Below are 16040 nucleotides of genomic sequence, written 5' to 3'. Positions count from 1 at the left end.
TTACGAATTTCGAAGTTCCCTTGCGCTTCTCGTAGAAATTCGTCGCGCTTATTACGATGAACTGACTTCGACCACGTAATGACCGACGAGTCAGGGACGGAGTCGGCTTCGGAGAACAGAACCATCCTCCTCATCGGGAGTGGGCCGATCCAGATCGGGCAGGCGGCGGAGTTCGACTACTCGGGCGCACAGGCCTGCCGCGCCCTTCAGGAGGAGGGCGCACGAGTCGTCCTCGTCAACTCCAACCCTGCGACCATCATGACCGACCCCGAGATGGCCGACCGGGTGTACATCGAACCCATCACGACCGAGGCCATCGCGGAGGTCATCCGGAAGGAACAGCCCGACGGCGTCATCGCGGGCCTCGGCGGCCAGACCGGACTCAACGTCACGGCCGAACTCGCCGAGGAGGGCATCCTCGACGAGTACGACGTCGAGGTCATGGGGACTCCCCTGGATACGATCTACGCGACGGAGGACCGCGACCTCTTCCGCAAGAGAATGGAGAAGATCGGCCAGCCGGTCCCCCGGTCGACGACCATCTCGCTCGACGAGGGCGAGTCGGTGACGGACTTCGACAGAGAAGCGATGGATGCGAAGGTCGAAGCCGCCGTCGAGAAGGTCGGCGGCCTCCCCGTCATCGCCCGCACCACCTACACCCTGGGCGGGTCGGGTTCGGGTGTCGTCGACGACTTCGAGGAACTCCGCGAGCGCGTCCGCAAGGGACTGCGGCTCTCGCGGAACTCGGAGGTGCTCATCACCGAGTCCATCTCCGGGTGGGTCGAACTGGAGTACGAGGTGATGCGCGACGCCGACAACTCCTGTATCATCATCTGCAACATGGAGAACATCGATCCGATGGGCATCCACACGGGCGAGTCCATCGTCGTCACCCCCTCGCAGGTGATTCCCGACGAGGGCCACCAGGAGATGCGCGACGCCGCGCTCGAAGTGATCAGGGAACTCGGCATTCAGGGCGGCTGTAACATCCAGTTCGCCTGGCGCGACGATGGCACCCCCGGCGGCGAGTACAGGGTCGTGGAGGTGAACCCCCGCGTCTCGCGCTCCTCGGCGCTGGCGTCGAAGGCCACGGGGTATCCCATCGCCCGCGTGACGGCGAAGGTCGCGCTGGGGAAGCGGCTCCACGAGATCGAGAACGAGATCACCGGCGAGACGACCGCCGCGTTCGAGCCGGCTATCGACTACGTCGTCACCAAAGTGCCGCGGTGGCCCAAGGACAAGTTCGGCGACGTCGACTTCACGCTCGGGACGGCGATGAAGTCGACGGGCGAGGCGATGGCCATCGGCCGGACGTTCGAGGAGTCGCTGTTGAAAGCGCTCCGCTCCTCGGAGTACGAACCCGCGGCGGACTGGGCTGACGTGAGCGACGAGGAACTCGAAGCCGAGTACCTCGAGAAGCCGACGCCCGACCGCGCGTACGCCATGTTCGAGGCGTTCGACCGGGGCTACTCCGTCGAGGAGGTCGCCGCGCTGACCGGGATCAAGACGTGGTACGTCGAACGGTACAAGCGCGTGACCGATTCGGTTGCCGCCGCACAGGACGGCGACTTCACCGCCGCCGCCATCGCCGGGCACACGAACGCCTCCATCGCCACCGCGACGGGGTCGGACGTCGACACCGTCGAGACGCAGGTGCCCGGCCGGACGTACAAGCAGGTCGACACCTGTGCGGGCGAGTTCGCCGCCCAGACGCCCTACTACTACTCCTCGCGGATGACGGAGTTCTTCAGCGGCCCGCTGAAGGGTGACGCCGCGGCGGGCGAACTCCGCGTCGACCGCGACGTCGAATCGGTGGTCGTGGTCGGCGGCGGCCCCATCCGTATCGGACAGGGCGTCGAGTTCGACTACTGTTCCGTCCACGCGATTCAGGCGCTCCGTGAGATGGGAATCGACGCCCACGTCGTCAACAACAACCCCGAGACGGTCTCGACGGACTACGACACCTCCGACGGCCTCTTCTTCGAGCCCATTACGGCCGAAGAGGTCGCGGACGTCATCGAGGCGACTGGCGCCGACGGCGTGATGGTCCAGTTCGGCGGGCAGACCTCGGTCAACATCGGACACGAAGTGGAGGCCGAAATCGACCGCCGCGGCCTCGACTGTTCGGTGATGGGGACCTCCGTCGACGCGATGGACCTCGCGGAGGACCGCGACCGGTTCAACCGGCTGATGGACACGCTGGGCATCGCCCAGCCCGAGGGGGGCTCTGCCACCTCCGAAGAGGAGGCGCTCGAACTCGCACGCGACATCGGCTATCCGGTCTTGGTCCGCCCGTCGTACGTGCTGGGCGGCCGTGCGATGCAGGTGGTCCACTCCGACGACGAACTGAAGGAGTACATCGAGGAGGCCGTCCGCGTCTCCCCCGACAAGCCCATCCTCGTCGACGAGTTCCTCGCCGACGCCATCGAACTCGACGTCGACGCCGTCTCCGACGGTTCCCGGGTACTGATTGGCGGGGTGATGGAACACGTCGAGAGCGCCGGCGTCCACTCCGGCGACTCCGCGTGTCTCATCCCGCCGCGCTCGCTCGACGAGGACGTGATGGGGCGCGTCCGCGCCGTCGCCGAGGACATCGCCGTCGCGCTCGAAACCGTGGGCCTGCTCAACGTCCAACTCGCCGTGAAGGACGGCGAGGTGTACGTGTTAGAGGCGAACCCCCGTTCGTCGCGGACGGTCCCGTTCGTCTCGAAGGCGACGGGCGTCCCCATCGCGAAACTCGCGGCGAAGGTGATGGCCGGCGAGACGCTCGACGACCTCGACGTGCAGGAGCAGATTCCCGAGCAGACCTCGGTGAAAGAGGTCGTCCTCCCGTTCGACCGGCTGGAGGGGAGCGACCCGCGCCTCGGCCCCGAGATGAAGTCGACGGGCGAGGTGATGGGGACGGCCTCGACGTTCGGCAAGGCCTACGAGAAGGCTCAGTCCGCGACGGGCAAGCCCATCCCGACCGAGGGGACGGCGGTGGTCGACCTCTCCGCCGAGGAGTTCCCCGACGCCGACACCGAGGAGGGGGAGGAACTCGTCGCGGGCTTCGCCGAGTTCTACGACCTCGTCGACTTCGACTCCGACGAGGCGTTCGCCGACGCGATCCGTGAGGGTAAGATCGACCTCATCGTCTCGCGGAACCGCGACCCGCTGGAGGTAGCCGTCGAGGAGAAGGTGACGTACTTCTCGACGCACGCCTCCGCGACGGCCGCGCTCGAAGCCCGCCGCCACCACGACGAGGACATCGATGTCGTCGCCGTGACCGACCGGCCCACACAGGTCGCCCGGTGGGGCGGCCAGAGCGAGTAGACGCGACCTCCTGTCCTCTCGCGTCCGTCTTCCAACGACCACAGATCGGGTCCGTGAGTCCTCTTCGGCGACTCTGCCGGATCTCCCGTACGAACCCTTATCTCCGCTCCGTGAGTACTGGTCCCTCCAGGCTCGGACGTCACGGGGAGGACGGTGACCTGTTCACCCCGACACACACGAACCCGTGACGACCCGGCCTGCTTCGTGTTTCGTCGATTCAGTCGAGCTTGCCGAGCGCCTCGAAGAAGTTCACCGCTGGCCCTGCTAGTCGGACGGGCTGGTCGGCCAGCCCTACGTGGACCTCCGTGCCGGGGTCGACTTCCCGCCTCGTTCGTCCGTCGCTCACGACGACGGCGTACTCGACGTCGGTGACGGTGACTGTCACGTCGTGGTCCGACGACAGGACGAGCGGCGGCATCCCCTCGCGGGCCGCCATCTGGTTGACGATGAGGCCATCGACCTCCGGGTGGACGAGCGGGCCGCGCTCGCTCAGGTTGTAGGCACTCGACCCGGTCGGCGTGGCGACGAGGACGCCGTCGCCCGCGCCGGCGTCGTACAGCACGCCGTCGACCCGGACCTCGACGTGCCCGCCGCCGCCTCGTCCGCGGCGTGGTCCTTGGACGACGATCTCGTTCATCGCCGGTTCGCCGACCCACGCTTCGGTGTGAGCGGCGACCCGTGGCACCTCCTGCACGCCGAGTTCGCCCCGACGGTACGCGTCGACCTCTCGCTGGACGGCGCGTTCGGCCTCGTCGGGCCCGACCGCGTTCAGAAATCCGACTTCGCCGAGGTTGACACCGAGCATCGGCGTCCCGTTCGCCCCGCGCGCCGCGAAGAGGAACGTCCCGTCGCCGCCGATACTCACGACGAGGTCGCACTCGTCGAAGGTGTCCACCGCCCTGCCCCCGTCCGAACGACCCAACGCCGCAGCCGTCGTCGCGTCGAAACGAACCCGGACGTCGCTCTCGTCGAGTCGCGTCCCTAACGTCCGTGCCAGTGCTACGGCGCGGTCGTTGTCCCGCTGGGCGACGATGCCGACTTCCATACCCCGCGTAACCCCCCCGGTGAGAAAAGCCCACCGTCACCACAGACTCGATACTGAGAAAGAGGCGGCAAGATATATCAACACCCACCCTGAACCTGGGGCCAATGGCGGCCCGAGCCGGCTCTGTCGAGTTCGACCCCGGGAGAGTCTCCCCGTGAGCAGTGACGACGATTGGTTCGAGCGCGCGTTCGACGACGAGGGGACGGACCCGGACGACGAAACCGATGTCGAGCGTGACGACGACCCCGTGCACGAGTCGGACGCGAACGATGAGTCGGTCTCTACCGACCGGTCGGACGCGAACGCGTCCGCTGAGACGGAGCCGTTCGTCGGCGGTGCAGGTGCCGACGCCGATTCCGACGACTCCCCGTTCTCACAGGACTTCTCCGAGGCGTTCAACAGCGCGCCGGACCCGAGAACGGATTCCGACGGGTCGTCCCTGAGCGGTACGACGCCGAACGGCAGTCCGTACGACGGTGCGGAGCTGAGTGGGTTCTCCGCGAGCGAATTCGACGAGGCGGAGCTCGACTCCCAGCTCGACCGGATCAAGTTCGGTATCGAGGGACTGGACGAGATGATTCTCGGAGGGATCCCGACGCGGTCGCTCATCGTCGCGATCGGGAGCGCCGGCACGGGGAAGACCACTATCGGGATGCAGTTCCTCAACACGGCCCTGGAGAACGACGAGCGCGCGGTGTACATCTCGTTGGAGGAGAGCCGACAACGCGTCCTCGACACCGCCGAGGAGAAGGGCTGGGACTTCCGCCGGTACGAGAAGGAGGGGTCACTGGCCGTCGTCGACCTCGACCCGGTCGAGATGGCGAACTCGCTGGCGAGCATCCGAAACGACCTCACGAGGCTCATCAGCGACTTCGACGCCGAACGGCTCGTCCTCGACTCGGTCTCACTCTTGGAGATGATGTACGACCATCCGGCCCGTCGTCGCAGCGAGGTGTTCCAGTTCACTCGCACGCTCAAGAGGGCCGGCGTGACGACGCTCGTCACGAGCGAGGCGAGCAACGCCGACCCCTTCGCCTCTCGATACGGCATCATCGAGTACCTCTCGGACGCCGTCTTGGTCCTCCAGTACGTCCGGTCGAACAACTTCCAGGAGACCCGACTGGCCATCGAGATACAGAAGATCCGCGACGCCAACCACTCACGACAGCCGAAGCCCTACGAGATAACGAGCGAGGGTATCAGCGTCCACCAGCAGGCGAACCTCTTCTGACTCCGTCGACCGTCACCGGACGATCGTGACGGGGACGGGCGACCGGCGGACGACGGCTTCCGCGACGCTTCCCAGCACGACGCGGGAGACTCCCGTCCGCCCGTGACTGCCCATGACGACGTGGTCGACGTCCTCCGCGACTTCGACGATGCTCGACGCCGGTCGGCCGGCGACGACGACCTGCTCCGCATCGATGCCGTGCTCGGCCGTGAGGTCGGCGAGATGCGCCTCCGCCTCGCTTCGCGCACGCTCGTACCACTCTTCGGCCCCCGAGGGGAGCGCGCTCCCGCTGTATCCGGATTCGACCGGATCGATGACACTCAGGAGGACGATGTCCGCGTCGGGCCACTCCTCGGTGACGAACCGTATCGCTTTCTCCGACTTCGGCGACCCGTCGACCGGGACGAGGATACGCTTCACCATACTGAAACGTACGCGGTCGAGCGACAAGAAGCCCGAGGCTGAGACTCTCACGAAGGCGTGGGGTTTGTCGTTCCCACCGGTCGTTCTCGTCCGCTCCCGCTACCTCTGTCGAGCGATGTGTGGCGAACAGGCGGTGCCGGCGACGCGACACAGGGCGGTGCACCACACTCCCGCGAGACGCCCTGCGGTGTCAGTCAGCGCATAGTGTGGGCGGGCCGCCTTCTCCTACAAGAAGTCGAGGTGTGTCCGGTGGGTTCGGTCGGTAGAGACGTGTCCGAGCGTCTGGGTTTTCTGATTGTTCTCGAAGGCATCGGTACCAGCACGGAAACCGTGCGGTTGCCAGGGCGTTGAAGCCACGAGTCTCCCCAGCCGACTGCGGTCCTCGCCGCTCGCTTCGCTCGTGACTGTGGTCCACCCCGCCCGTGTGCTGTTGCCTCTGCCCGACGACGAGTCCTCACGTACTCACTGATGCACACGTCGACTGTCCAGTTCCGTTTTGAGCGGACGGACGTCCCCTCGCGCTCTCCGCACCTCGCCTCACGTCGAAACCCGGCACCAGCGGCCACTGTCCTGCGATTCACTCCCCGTGCCGGGTCACACAGGTCGACAGCCCCGTCAGTTCCACCGGCTCGGAGTTGTCGGGCGAGTAGACGACCATCTGGCCCTTCTCCATGTAGGGGACCTTGTCCTCCAGCGTCGACGGAATGTTCACCGACTTGATGGCGTCCTCGTCGCCGAGGTTGAGCACGAGCTTCGTGTTCACCTGCTTGAACACCGGGTCGGCGATGTCCTGTGGGTCCTGCGTGATGAGGAACAGGCCCAGCCGCTCCTTTCGGCCCTGCTTTGCGGCCTCGGTGAACTTGTGGACGACCTTCCGCGCCTGCACCGAGTCGGCGTCCGCGAGGAAGTTGTGGGCTTCGTCCATCCCCAGCACGAGCGGGGTCCGTTTGATCCTGTCGTATGAGGGGTCGTTCGAGAGTTTCTCGTCGACGAGGAGGCTCGCGACGGCCAGCACCACCGTGACGGCAGCCCGCGAGTCGTTGATGTGGTAGGTCGGCACGACGGTGAGACCGCCCGGTCGGACGAACTCGTGGACCTGCTCGGTGATGGGGCGGGCGGCTTGGTCGAACACGTTACTGAACGTGGCCGACCGAACCCGGCGCTTCACCGCGTCGAACGTCGCCTCGTGGACGCGGCCGGTCTCGTGGAGTTCCTCCTTGAGGCCGGGGTCGTCGAGGTACGTCTTGAACTGCTCGTACGTTCCCTCGTCGCCCGCGCTTCTGAAGAACCGGTAGATGAGTTCCTCCAGCGCGTTGTACTGGTTGTCGTTGAGCGCCGCGCCGGCGACGAGCCAGGGCCGCGAGCGCGTCATCGAGAAGGGGACGGTGAACGTCGCCTGTTCGGCGCGGTGTCCCTCCCCCGGGTACGTCGACCCGCCGACTTCGGGGACGAACGCCACGGTGTCGCCGTAGCCGCCGTGAGCAACCCCCTCGCGGTCGAACCGCCGCGAGTCGTCGGTCGAGAGCGCGGGGTTGTCGTCGTGCATCTGCGCGTACTCGTCCTGGGGGTCGAACTGGACCACCGCGGGGGACACCTCCCGGCCGTCGTCCATCCGGTATCGGGTGTCGAGGAACTGCCGAAGGACGTTCTTCGAGGCGTGGGTCTTGCCCGACCCCGTTCCGCCCGCCACCAGCACGTGTCTGAAGACGAGCGGGTCGCCGTCGGCGTAGTCATTCTTCAGCCGGTAGTCGATGGTCGGTGGCGACGCCGCCGTCCGGACCTTCTCCCCACCGACCGAAAGGTGACCCAGGAAGACGCCCTCGCGGGGAATCTTCAGCCCGGCCTTGATCTGGGCGGCGTCGGTGGCTTCCTGGACGACGGACCCGGGTTTCGGCACCCGGTCGGTCATCCGGCGCTTCCACTCCTCGGCGTCGTGGTCGTAGAAGAGGACGGCCACGGGGTCGAGTTCGGAGACGAACTTGTAGTCGCGCTCCTCGAAGTCGTCGCGGCGCATCGCCCGCCGGGCGGCGATTTCGGTCGCGTCGTCCTCGTGGAACTCCTGGGCGTACTCGAGGGCGGTGATGCGACAGAACAGCAGTTCGCGGTCGGGGTAGGGAACCAGGAGGTACTTTCCGAGGCGGACCGACTCCCGATTGCCGACGGTGACGAACGCCTCCATCGTGGTGTCGTCGCCGTCCTCTGCGACTCGAAGCCCGCGGGAGACGGAGACGACGCCGAGTCCGCGGTCCTCCCCGACGGGGGTCACGTCGTACGCCTCGAACGTCGCCGTGTCGTCGCCGTTCTCGCGTTCGTTCGTCGGCTCGGCCGTTCGCGTCGTCGCCGTCGCCTCGTCGTCCCCGGTGTCGGGTTCGGTTGCCTCGTTCTCGGATGCGTCAGAAGAACCGCCGAAGTCAGTGAAATCACCGAGGTCGGACATGTCTCACGCAGGGAGAGCCGCGAATAAATCCCTTTCCCCCGATTTCGCGAGCGTGGTCCTTTACTCTCCGGAGCCCGTACCACTCGTATGTTACTGATTCAGGGTCTCGGCGGCGGCACCGGTCTCACGGGGACGCTGTACGAGCGTGGTGAGACGTCGCCGAGGTTCAGGGGAGCGCCGGACGAACAGGCGCCCTACGTCTGGGTCTGCGACGAGTTCTACGAGGTCGAAAGCGGTGGCTCGGTGACGACCATCGACGGCCGACAGATCCACGTCGCGTTCGAGTCGCCCATGCCCCGCGGGTTCGAGACGAAAGACCAGGCGGTCGCGGCGGCGAAAGAACACCTCAAGACGCAGTTCGCGCGCGTCGGCGTTCCCTCCGCGGAGGTCACGTTCGAGGTCGAACGCGCCGAACTCTGAGCCCGTTCGAGCGCTTACGCCCGTCTACACTCAGGCGAGCCCCCAGCGCTCCTCGTCGTACCGGCGGACGGCGTCCGAGTCGAGGTACTCCTCCAGTTTCCGGCGGAGCGCCGCCTTCTCGCCCTGGCTCACTCGCGCGAGTTCGTCCGCCTTCTGGACGGCCGGCGGCGGTCCGCGGGCGACGGCGACGTCGTGCAGCGCCTGCTGGGTGAGCCGTTCTCTCGTCTCCTCCCGACGGACGAACACGGCCGGAGCCTCGACCCGGTAGCAGACGTCGGTCCGGGGGTCGTAGACGGGGAGGAACGCCACCTCGTACTTCTCCGGGGAGAACTCGCGGTCGATGCCGAGCGCGTCACCGTCTCGCGACATCGTTCGGTCCGTCCCGCTCCGGGAGACGAACCAGTTCGTGAAGGTGAGACAGTCGGTTCGGCGCTCGCCGCGCTCGTCGTCCCACCGTTCTAGGAGTCGAGTGAAGAGCGCCGTGTCGTCGGTCCACGGCGCCTCGACGCCCTTCTTTCGGAGCGTCTGAACGATGCCCCGCGAGGCGGGGTTCTTGACGAACCCCACGAGGGGCACGTCGCGTTCGACGAACCGCTCGACGAGACGGACGTAGTTCTCGACGACGTCGCGGGGCGCGGCCTCGCTCACGAGGTCTCTGAGTTCCCGTTCGCCGTCCTGCCAGGTCAGCACCTCCATCGGGTAGAGCGGACCGTCGAGCACGAGCAGGTCGTCGACGGTGTCGGCCTGCAACAGCGCGTGTTCGCCCTCGGCGAGGTACAGCGAGAGCGCGTGGACGACCCCCTCGGCGTAGCGGTCGACGCGGGGGGCGTGCAGCACCTTTCGCCGGGAGTAGCCGTCGTCGTCGACGATCCAGTCCGTCTCGCAGTCGACGGTCGGGTCGTTCGCGTGGACCGTCACCACGAGCGTCCGCGCGCGGTGGAGGTCCAGGTCCGACGGGACGGACGCCATCGCCGCCTGCGCCACGTCGAGGACGAGTCCGTTCTTGAACGTGGTGGGGTTGATGGTGCCCGAATCCAGTCCGTGAACCGTCTCGAACGGTGGCTCCGCGAGGGCGACGTCCTCGATTTCGACCGACTGGAGACGCTGCTCCCCGACTGGTTCGACGACGACGCGCGACCCGTCCCGGAGCGGGTCGAGGAAGTCGTTCCAGACTCGGGTCGCGAGGTCCGCGTGGTCGGCGTCGTCAACGGCCTTGGCGATGGCGCTCGCCAACCGGGCGATGCCGTCGACGTGGACGCGGTCGAGAGTCATACTCGCCCTCGCGCACCCGACTACGAAAACCCTGTCCTCACTCACCCGTCTCCGCTCGACCGCCGCTCACCGCCTGACCGCCGCGCCGCCGTCGCTCCGGACGTCCTTCCCGAGCAGTTCGGCGAGTATCGCCCGGTGGCGTCGTTCGTCGGGCGTGTTCCCCGGACACACGAGCCAGACGGTCCCGCCCGTCGTGAGCCGTCGTCTGATGCGGTCGAGTTCGGCCCGGGCCGTCGGGTCCGATTCGAGGAACTCCCGATACTGTGCGGCGTACCCGACCGCCTCCCACGCCTCCTCCGGGTCCAGTCGACCGCGCGCCCGTTCGAGGTCGAATCGGAGTTGCCGAGGCGGGGCGAGCGACCGCGTGGCCGCCACGTCGGCGTCGCTCCGCGTTCGGACGAACGACTCCGAGGGTCCCGACCCGACTTCGACGACGACGTCGTCCGGCCCCGGGGTGACCTCACCGAGTCGCAGCGCCGCGCCGTACGTCTCTCGTACCGTGCCGCGGTGTGTCATGAGTCTGCAGCGCCGGCCCGTCGGAGTCGCGCCCGCTGGACGCTCTCACCGGGAACCGAGCACTGGCCTCCCAGAGGCACCCCCACCGAATAAACGACACGAACGATGACTACGTTCGACTTCGCTCCGGCGTCGACACGCTCATCTCCTCTCCTGCCGAACACCCGTCCGAATGCCACCCACGGCCGTCGCGTTCGACCTCGACGACACGCTGGCTGTTGCGACCAGAGACCGCCAGACCATCCTCTCCGAGGCCGCGCAGGCCGCCGGTGCGCCCCCGCTCTCCCGCGAGGCGTACCTCGCGGCCCACGCGGAGTGTCTCACCGAGGAGACGCGCGAACCCATCTTCGCGACGCTGCTCTCCGACCGGGAGACGGGGCTTCCCCCGCTGCGGTCGCCGCCGCGTACCGCGAACTCATCGCGGAGGCGCTCACGCCCGTCGATAGCGTCGAACGGTTGCTCGACGACCTCCGCGGAGAGTACCGCCTCGGACTGCTCACGAACGGACCCGTCGTCGCCCAGCACGACAAACTCCGGAAACTCGACTGGGTCGGCGCGTTCGACGCCGAACTCGTGACCGGATCGCTCGCGGCGGGCAAACCCGACGCCCGTGCGTTCGAGGCCTTGCTCTCCGAACTCGGGACCGCACCGGCCGAGACGGTGTACGTCGGCGACGACGTCCACGCCGACATCGAGGGCGCGGCCGGCGTCGGTATCACCCCGATCCAGGTCACCTTCGACGGGAGCGCCGACCCTCATCCCGACGCTGCGGCGACGGTCGACCGCGACGCGCTCGCGACTGTCCTCCCGGACCTCCTGCATCGGCTCTGATCGCTCGGCCGTCGCTCGCTACCGGTCGTTACCGCTCGTCACCGAGTGTGTCCACCACCGCCTCGAAGACGGCGACGGCTCGCTTGACCTCGGCGCCGTCCTCGACGAACACCAGCGTTCGCGGCGGGTGAGACGCCTTCGGGCGCACGCGGAGTCCCTCCTCCCCGGCGTGGTCGGCGGCGACGTCCGGCGCTCGCACGAACTCGACGCGGGCGCGGTCCGGGTGGACGAAGACGACGGCCAGGTCGCGGTCTTCGGTCCTCGTGTCCGTCCCTCCGTGTTCTCCCCGCAGCGTCACTCGATACGCGTGGGCCCCCTCCGGGGTGGGTGTCACCTCCCGGTCGGCGTCGGTGATGGCGACCCCCGCCAGGGAGTCGCCCAGTCCGTCGAGTTCCGAGGCGAGGAGTTCGGCGATCCGTTTTCCGTCGTGGAGGCGGTCGTCGACCATCCTACCCCTCCACGAGTCCGCGCCGAACCTCCTCGGCGAGCCCTCCGATGTCGATGTCGCGACGGCGGGCGTAGAGGACGGCGGCGGCCTCGATAGTGACGCCCAGGTCGCGCTGGAGGCGGTTGACGCCAGCGACGGCCTCCTGTTTCTCGACGCCGTCGGCGACGATGGCGCCCAGGAGTCGCTCGAACGTCGACTGCGACTGGAGGATGGACTCGTCGGGCGTGAACCCCTCGGGAACCTCGACCGAACCGGGTGAGAACTGCGCGACCAGGTCGCCGCCGTCGCGTTCGACCAGGCCCCGACCGGCGGCGATGTCAATGAGGCGCTTCGCCTGGTCCGGCGAGAACCACTCGCGGTCGAGCGACAGCGCGACGACGAACTCGCCCTCGCCGAGTCGGTCCGTCCCGTGCTGGCGGAACGGGACGGCGACGGTGACCTCCATGCTCATACGCTTCGGCGAGGGGCGAGCGGATTAACGGTTGTGTCTCTCCGGACGGCGGTCGGTTCGGGGGACGTGCTTGTCGGCGGTCGTGTGAGGTTCGTCGTCGGAGGGATCGAGTTCAGGAACGAGCACACAGGTCAGGAACGAGTACACAGGTCAGGAACGAGTACGCACGACACACGGGCGCGGTGGACCGCTGCCTCGTGCCTCCCCAACCGGGTCGCTCGCGGACGGGGCCCCGAGCAGTCCCACCGGAGCAACTCCGTTGTTCCGAGCCGTTCGTTCATTCGCTCCGCTCATTCACGAAGACCTCGCGCGCCACTCGTTCCCTTCGTTCACTCGTCTGCGGGCGACCCATGAGTCGCCCCCATGGCCAGCGGGACGCTCCGCGTCCCGCGCTGCTCCCGCGCGCCGACCGCAACAGGACGAGGCGGTGGCGCGTGACGTCACGCGGTTTCGCCGCGCGACTCACGCGCGAGGTCTTCACGAGCGTAGCGAGTGAAGGCTTGAAGCGACGGAGTCGCTTCGGTGGATGACTGAGTGAGCGAGCGACGGAATCGGTTGGGGAGGCTGTGGCCTCGCTGTGCCCGTGTACTGCGAGTTCTCCGCTCTCTCAGACACGTTCACGAACGCCCTTCTCTCCCCTCTACTCGCCCACTACGTACAGACCCACAGACGCCACCGACCTGACTCCTGTTCGCACGCCTCTCCATCGTAGCGAGCGAGTCGTACGATTCAAGTAGTCGCTAGCTCTTCTACCGGTATGAAGTACCAGGGACGCTCGATGACGAAGCGGACGGGCGGTCGGATCAAACCCTCCCGGAACAAGAAACGCTACCAGCTAGGCCGCGAACCCAGCGAGACGACGGTCGACGAGCCGCGGTTTCAGACCATCGACTCGCGCGGGAACGCGACGAAGACCCGGGCGCTCTCGACGAACGTCGCACAGGTCTCCGACGGCCCCGAGACGGTCCACGCGACGATCCTCGGCGTCGAGAACAACCCCGCGAACGTCAACTACAAGCGACGGAACATCATCACGAAGGGCGCGATCATCACCGTCGACGTCGACGGCGAAGAGAAGACCGCGCGCGTCACCTCACGTCCCGGACAGGACGGCCAGGTCAACGCGGTCTTCGAGTAATCCGGTCCGAGGCTGACGGTCGAGTTCTCTCACTGCTGGTCGGCGGCTGACCACTGATCGTCTCTCCTTCGAGCGCCGACGCTCGTCGGTGGTTCGTCTCGTGTCTCGGCCGGTCGTCGAAGCTACGGGAACACGGGGAGCGTGGGCGCGTTTCAGGTTCGGGTCACGGTGTCGGTGCCGCCTTCTGCAGCGCCGTCTCGGCGATGTTACCGCCGTAGTCCGCGGAGCGGGAGACGGAGTCGACGATGAGGCCGAGCACCTGCGCGCGGGCGGGGTCGAGTTCGCGGAGGTACTCGTCGATGGCCCGGGCGCGTTCGTCGATGTCCTGGACCGACTCGCGCGCCTCGTTCGCCAGACGCGTCGCCTCCGAACTGTCCTCCTCGAACAGGGCGTCCATCCCGCCGTTGACGACTTCGGCGGCGTCTTCGCGGAGTTCTTCGAGCGCCTCGACGATGTCCTCCGGCACCGCCTTCTCGAGGTTCAAGGTGAGGTGTGCGATCTTCGTCGCGTGGTCGGCGATGCGTTCGAGTTGGCGCGCCGCGGACTGGTAGTCGAAACACATCTCCCGCGGGAGGCCGAGTTCCTCGGCGGCCTTCGGCGTCCGGAGGGTGGCCCGGAAGATGCGCGAGACCACCATCCAGAGGCGGTCGACGTCGTCGTCGCGCTGGATGACGTCCCGCGCCATGTCCTCGTCGAGTTCGGCGAGCGCCAGCAGGGCGTCGTCCAGCATCGACAGCGCGATGAGCCGCATCCGCGTGACGGCGTTGTGAATAGAGAGTTCCGAGGAGTCGAGCAGGTCGCGGATGACGACTCTGTCTCTCGTCTCCTCCAGCACTTCGAGGCCGACGAGGCTCTGGGTGGCCTTCCGGATGGTGCGGCGCTGGTCGGTCGTGATCCGGTTGCTCTCGAGGGCGATGATGTCGAACCCGGAGACGTACATCGTCATCACCGCGCGCGTGAGTTCGTCGCCTTCGAGGTCGGTGACGTCGAGGGTCCCCTCCGTCCGTTCCTCCTCCGACCGCGGGGTGAGGAACAGCGAGTCGCCCTCCGGGTAGAACTCGACCTCGCTGCCCGCCGAGACGCCGTTTTCCGTCGCCCATCCCTTCGGAATCGAGACGGTGTACGTCGAGCCACCGGTGACCTGCACCTTGCGCGTTTCCACCATGCCAACTGGTGATAGGCACTCCACTATAAATTTGGCTATCGATATATATCAATTGGGCGTCGTCGATATTTCCGGACCGGTTCGGCCGAATACGGCGGGGATATCCCGAGTATCCTACGAGAACCGTTCCGAACTGCGTTCCTCATACACGGCGCTAGAACGCCGATTCGAGCCGAATCAGAGGGAGAGCGGTCTCTCTCTTCGGGTAGTGGTTCTGATTGAGTTTTTCACAAACGTAGGTATATATAGTTATATTAGTAGAGTATTTACTTATCAGCCTGCCACACCATGATGATGACACGGAAGGGTGATTTCCTCTCACGACGCGAATTCGTGGTCGGCGCTGGTGCGGCTGGTGCAGCGAGTCTCGCAGGATGTACCCGGCAGAACACCGACGGCTCGGGTGGTTCCGGCGATTCGGATGGCTCGTCCGGCGGTTCCAGCGGTTCCGACTCCAGCGGACAGCTCTCCGGTTCCATCGACATCGCGGGCTCGTCGACCGTGTTCCCGCTGGCGACCGCGTTCAGCGAGATATTCAAAGAAGACCACCCCGGCGTCGAGTTCAGTCTCCAGTCGACCGGCTCCGGCGGCGGGTTCCAGAACTTCTTCTGCGTCGGTGAGACGGATTTCAACAACGCCTCCCGCCCCATCTCCCCGGAGGAGGAAGACCTCTGCGCGGAGAACGGCGTCGAACCCGTCGAACTCCAGGTCGCGACCGACGCGCTGACCGTCGTCGTCAACAACGACAACGACTGGGCGGAGTCGCTCACGGTCGACCAGCTTCGTCAGATCTGGTCCGCGGAGAGCCCGCCGACGACCTGGTCGGACATCAACTCCGACTGGCCCGACGAGGAACTCGAACTGTTCGGGCCGACCGACGCGTCGGGGACCTACGACTACTTCATCGAGGCGGTCCTCGGCGAGGAGGGGCCGGGCCACCGCCAGGACTACTCGCCGACCGAGCAGGACCGGACCATCATCCGCGGCGTCGAGGGCTCGGAGTACGCCATGGGCTACCTCGGCTTCGCGTACTACAGCCAGAACTCCGACGCGGTGACGGCAGTCGCCATCGACAACGGCGACGGTCCCGTCGAGCCGTCGCTGGAGACGGCGAAGTCCGGCGAGTACGCCCCGCTGTCGCGTCCGCTCTTCACCTACCCCGCGAAGTCCTCGCTGACCGAAGAACAGGTCGCCGAGTTCGCACGCTTCTGGATGGAGAACACGACCAACGAGGAGGTCGTCGCCAACGATGTCGGCTACGTCCCGCTCGACAGCGACCAGCAGCAGGCACAGCTCGACACGCTCGAAACCGCTATCGAGGAAGCGCAGTCGAACTGAGCCCGGGCGTTCG

General features: G+C 66.8%; 13 protein-coding genes and 1 pseudogene. 6 read left to right on the top strand and 8 right to left on the bottom strand.

What is annotated here, in order from left to right:
* Positions 1 to 78: 78 nt before the first annotated feature.
* The gene (gene carB, locus C2R22_RS16495) at positions 79 to 3312 is read left to right on the top strand and encodes a carbamoyl-phosphate synthase large subunit (protein ID WP_103426732.1); all 3234 of its coding nucleotides are present in this window, start codon (positions 79 to 81) and stop codon (positions 3310 to 3312) included.
* 217 nt (positions 3313 to 3529) lie between these two features.
* Here the strand turns inward: carB and C2R22_RS16490 are convergent, their stop codons facing one another.
* The gene (locus tag C2R22_RS16490; protein ID WP_103427717.1) at positions 3530 to 4357 is read right to left on the bottom strand and encodes an NAD(+)/NADH kinase; all 828 of its coding nucleotides are present in this window, start codon (positions 4355 to 4357) and stop codon (positions 3530 to 3532) included.
* A 154-nt stretch (positions 4358 to 4511) separates the two neighbouring features.
* Between C2R22_RS16490 and C2R22_RS16485 the strand changes: the two genes are divergently transcribed.
* A complete protein-coding gene (locus tag C2R22_RS16485; protein WP_245902796.1) occupies positions 4512 to 5588 on the top strand; it encodes a KaiC domain-containing protein in 1077 nt (358 codons plus the stop codon).
* A gap of 12 nt (positions 5589 to 5600) precedes the next feature.
* Here the strand turns inward: C2R22_RS16485 and C2R22_RS16480 are convergent, their stop codons facing one another.
* Both C2R22_RS16480 and C2R22_RS16475 read right to left on the bottom strand, forming a co-directional pair.
* Positions 5601 to 6011 carry a universal stress protein gene (locus tag C2R22_RS16480; RefSeq protein WP_103426730.1) on the bottom strand — a complete coding sequence of 137 codons (411 nt, stop codon included), beginning with the start codon at positions 6009 to 6011 and terminating at the stop codon, positions 5601 to 5603.
* 577 nt (positions 6012 to 6588) lie between these two features.
* Positions 6589 to 8448 (bottom strand): ATP-binding protein, encoded by a 1860-nt coding sequence (locus C2R22_RS16475; protein ID WP_103426729.1) that lies wholly within the window; start codon positions 8446 to 8448, stop codon positions 6589 to 6591.
* Between the two features lie 87 nt (positions 8449 to 8535).
* Here C2R22_RS16475 and C2R22_RS16470 point away from each other — a divergent pair, with 87 nt between their 5' ends.
* Positions 8536 to 8868, top strand: coding sequence for a DUF7113 family protein (locus tag C2R22_RS16470; protein WP_103426728.1), 333 nt, complete (start codon positions 8536 to 8538; stop codon positions 8866 to 8868).
* A gap of 30 nt (positions 8869 to 8898) precedes the next feature.
* Here C2R22_RS16470 and C2R22_RS16465 read toward each other — a convergent pair whose 3' ends face one another.
* Both C2R22_RS16465 and C2R22_RS16460 read right to left on the bottom strand, forming a co-directional pair.
* Positions 8899 to 10140, bottom strand: a complete 1242-nt coding sequence (locus C2R22_RS16465) for a DNA double-strand break repair nuclease NurA (RefSeq protein WP_103426727.1) — start codon at positions 10138 to 10140, stop codon at positions 8899 to 8901.
* A 66-nt stretch (positions 10141 to 10206) separates the two neighbouring features.
* Positions 10207 to 10656 carry a DUF488 family protein, N3 subclade gene (locus C2R22_RS16460; RefSeq protein ID WP_103426726.1) on the bottom strand — a complete coding sequence of 150 codons (450 nt, stop codon included), beginning with the start codon at positions 10654 to 10656 and terminating at the stop codon, positions 10207 to 10209.
* Positions 10657 to 10828: 172 nt separating this feature from the next.
* Between C2R22_RS16460 and C2R22_RS16455 the strand changes: the two are divergent.
* Positions 10829 to 11487 (top strand): annotated as a pseudogene (locus C2R22_RS16455) (HAD family hydrolase).
* Positions 11488 to 11515: 28 nt separating this feature from the next.
* Here C2R22_RS16455 and C2R22_RS16450 read toward each other — a convergent pair.
* Positions 11516 to 11935 carry a hypothetical protein gene (locus C2R22_RS16450; protein ID WP_103426725.1) on the bottom strand — a complete coding sequence of 140 codons (420 nt, stop codon included), beginning with the start codon at positions 11933 to 11935 and terminating at the stop codon, positions 11516 to 11518.
* Position 11936: 1 nt separating this feature from the next.
* On the bottom strand, positions 11937 to 12386 hold the full coding sequence (locus tag C2R22_RS16445; protein ID WP_103426724.1) for a DUF2240 family protein: 450 nt from the start codon (positions 12384 to 12386) through the stop codon (positions 11937 to 11939).
* A gap of 757 nt (positions 12387 to 13143) precedes the next feature.
* On the opposite strand from C2R22_RS16445, the gene C2R22_RS16440 reads away from it, so the two are divergent.
* Positions 13144 to 13524, top strand: coding sequence for a 30S ribosomal protein S8e (locus C2R22_RS16440; protein WP_103426723.1), 381 nt, complete (start codon positions 13144 to 13146; stop codon positions 13522 to 13524).
* A gap of 163 nt (positions 13525 to 13687) precedes the next feature.
* Here C2R22_RS16440 and C2R22_RS16435 read toward each other — a convergent pair whose 3' ends face one another.
* Entirely contained in the window at positions 13688 to 14689 is a 1002-nt protein-coding gene (locus tag C2R22_RS16435; RefSeq protein WP_103426722.1) for a phosphate signaling complex PhoU family protein, read from the bottom strand.
* Between the two features lie 294 nt (positions 14690 to 14983).
* Here C2R22_RS16435 and C2R22_RS16430 point away from each other — a divergent pair, with 294 nt between their 5' ends.
* Complete coding sequence (locus tag C2R22_RS16430) at positions 14984 to 16027, top strand: PstS family phosphate ABC transporter substrate-binding protein (protein ID WP_103427716.1); 1044 nt, start codon at positions 14984 to 14986, stop codon at positions 16025 to 16027.
* Positions 16028 to 16040 lie beyond the last annotated feature (13 nt).

The sequence above is a fragment of the Salinigranum rubrum genome, assembly GCF_002906575.1.
Lineage (GTDB): Archaea > Halobacteriota > Halobacteria > Halobacteriales > Haloferacaceae > Salinigranum > Salinigranum rubrum.
The sequence above is the reverse complement of the archived record's forward strand: the minus strand, read 5'-3'. Positions and strand labels throughout refer to the sequence as shown.

Bases quoted from the DNA above. Each gene is read 5' to 3' on its own strand.
- C2R22_RS16465 (WP_103426727.1), bottom strand. From the start codon at position 10,140: ATGACTCTCGACCGCGTCCACGTCGACGGCATCGCCCGGTTGGCGAGC.
- C2R22_RS16450 (WP_103426725.1), bottom strand. From the start codon at position 11,935: ATGGTCGACGACCGCCTCCACGACGGAAAACGGATCGCCGAACTCCTC.
- C2R22_RS16470 (WP_103426728.1), top strand. From the start codon at position 8,536: ATGTTACTGATTCAGGGTCTCGGCGGCGGCACCGGTCTCACGGGGACG.
- C2R22_RS16480 (WP_103426730.1), bottom strand. From the start codon at position 6,011: ATGGTGAAGCGTATCCTCGTCCCGGTCGACGGGTCGCCGAAGTCGGAG.
- carB (WP_103426732.1), top strand. From the start codon at position 79: ATGACCGACGAGTCAGGGACGGAGTCGGCTTCGGAGAACAGAACCATC.
- C2R22_RS16445 (WP_103426724.1), bottom strand. From the start codon at position 12,386: ATGAGCATGGAGGTCACCGTCGCCGTCCCGTTCCGCCAGCACGGGACG.
- C2R22_RS16490 (WP_103427717.1), bottom strand. From the start codon at position 4,357: ATGGAAGTCGGCATCGTCGCCCAGCGGGACAACGACCGCGCCGTAGCA.
- C2R22_RS16475 (WP_103426729.1), bottom strand. From the start codon at position 8,448: ATGTCCGACCTCGGTGATTTCACTGACTTCGGCGGTTCTTCTGACGCA.
- C2R22_RS16430 (WP_103427716.1), top strand. From the start codon at position 14,984: ATGACACGGAAGGGTGATTTCCTCTCACGACGCGAATTCGTGGTCGGC.
- C2R22_RS16435 (WP_103426722.1), bottom strand. From the start codon at position 14,689: ATGGTGGAAACGCGCAAGGTGCAGGTCACCGGTGGCTCGACGTACACC.
- C2R22_RS16460 (WP_103426726.1), bottom strand. From the start codon at position 10,656: ATGACACACCGCGGCACGGTACGAGAGACGTACGGCGCGGCGCTGCGA.
- C2R22_RS16440 (WP_103426723.1), top strand. From the start codon at position 13,144: ATGAAGTACCAGGGACGCTCGATGACGAAGCGGACGGGCGGTCGGATC.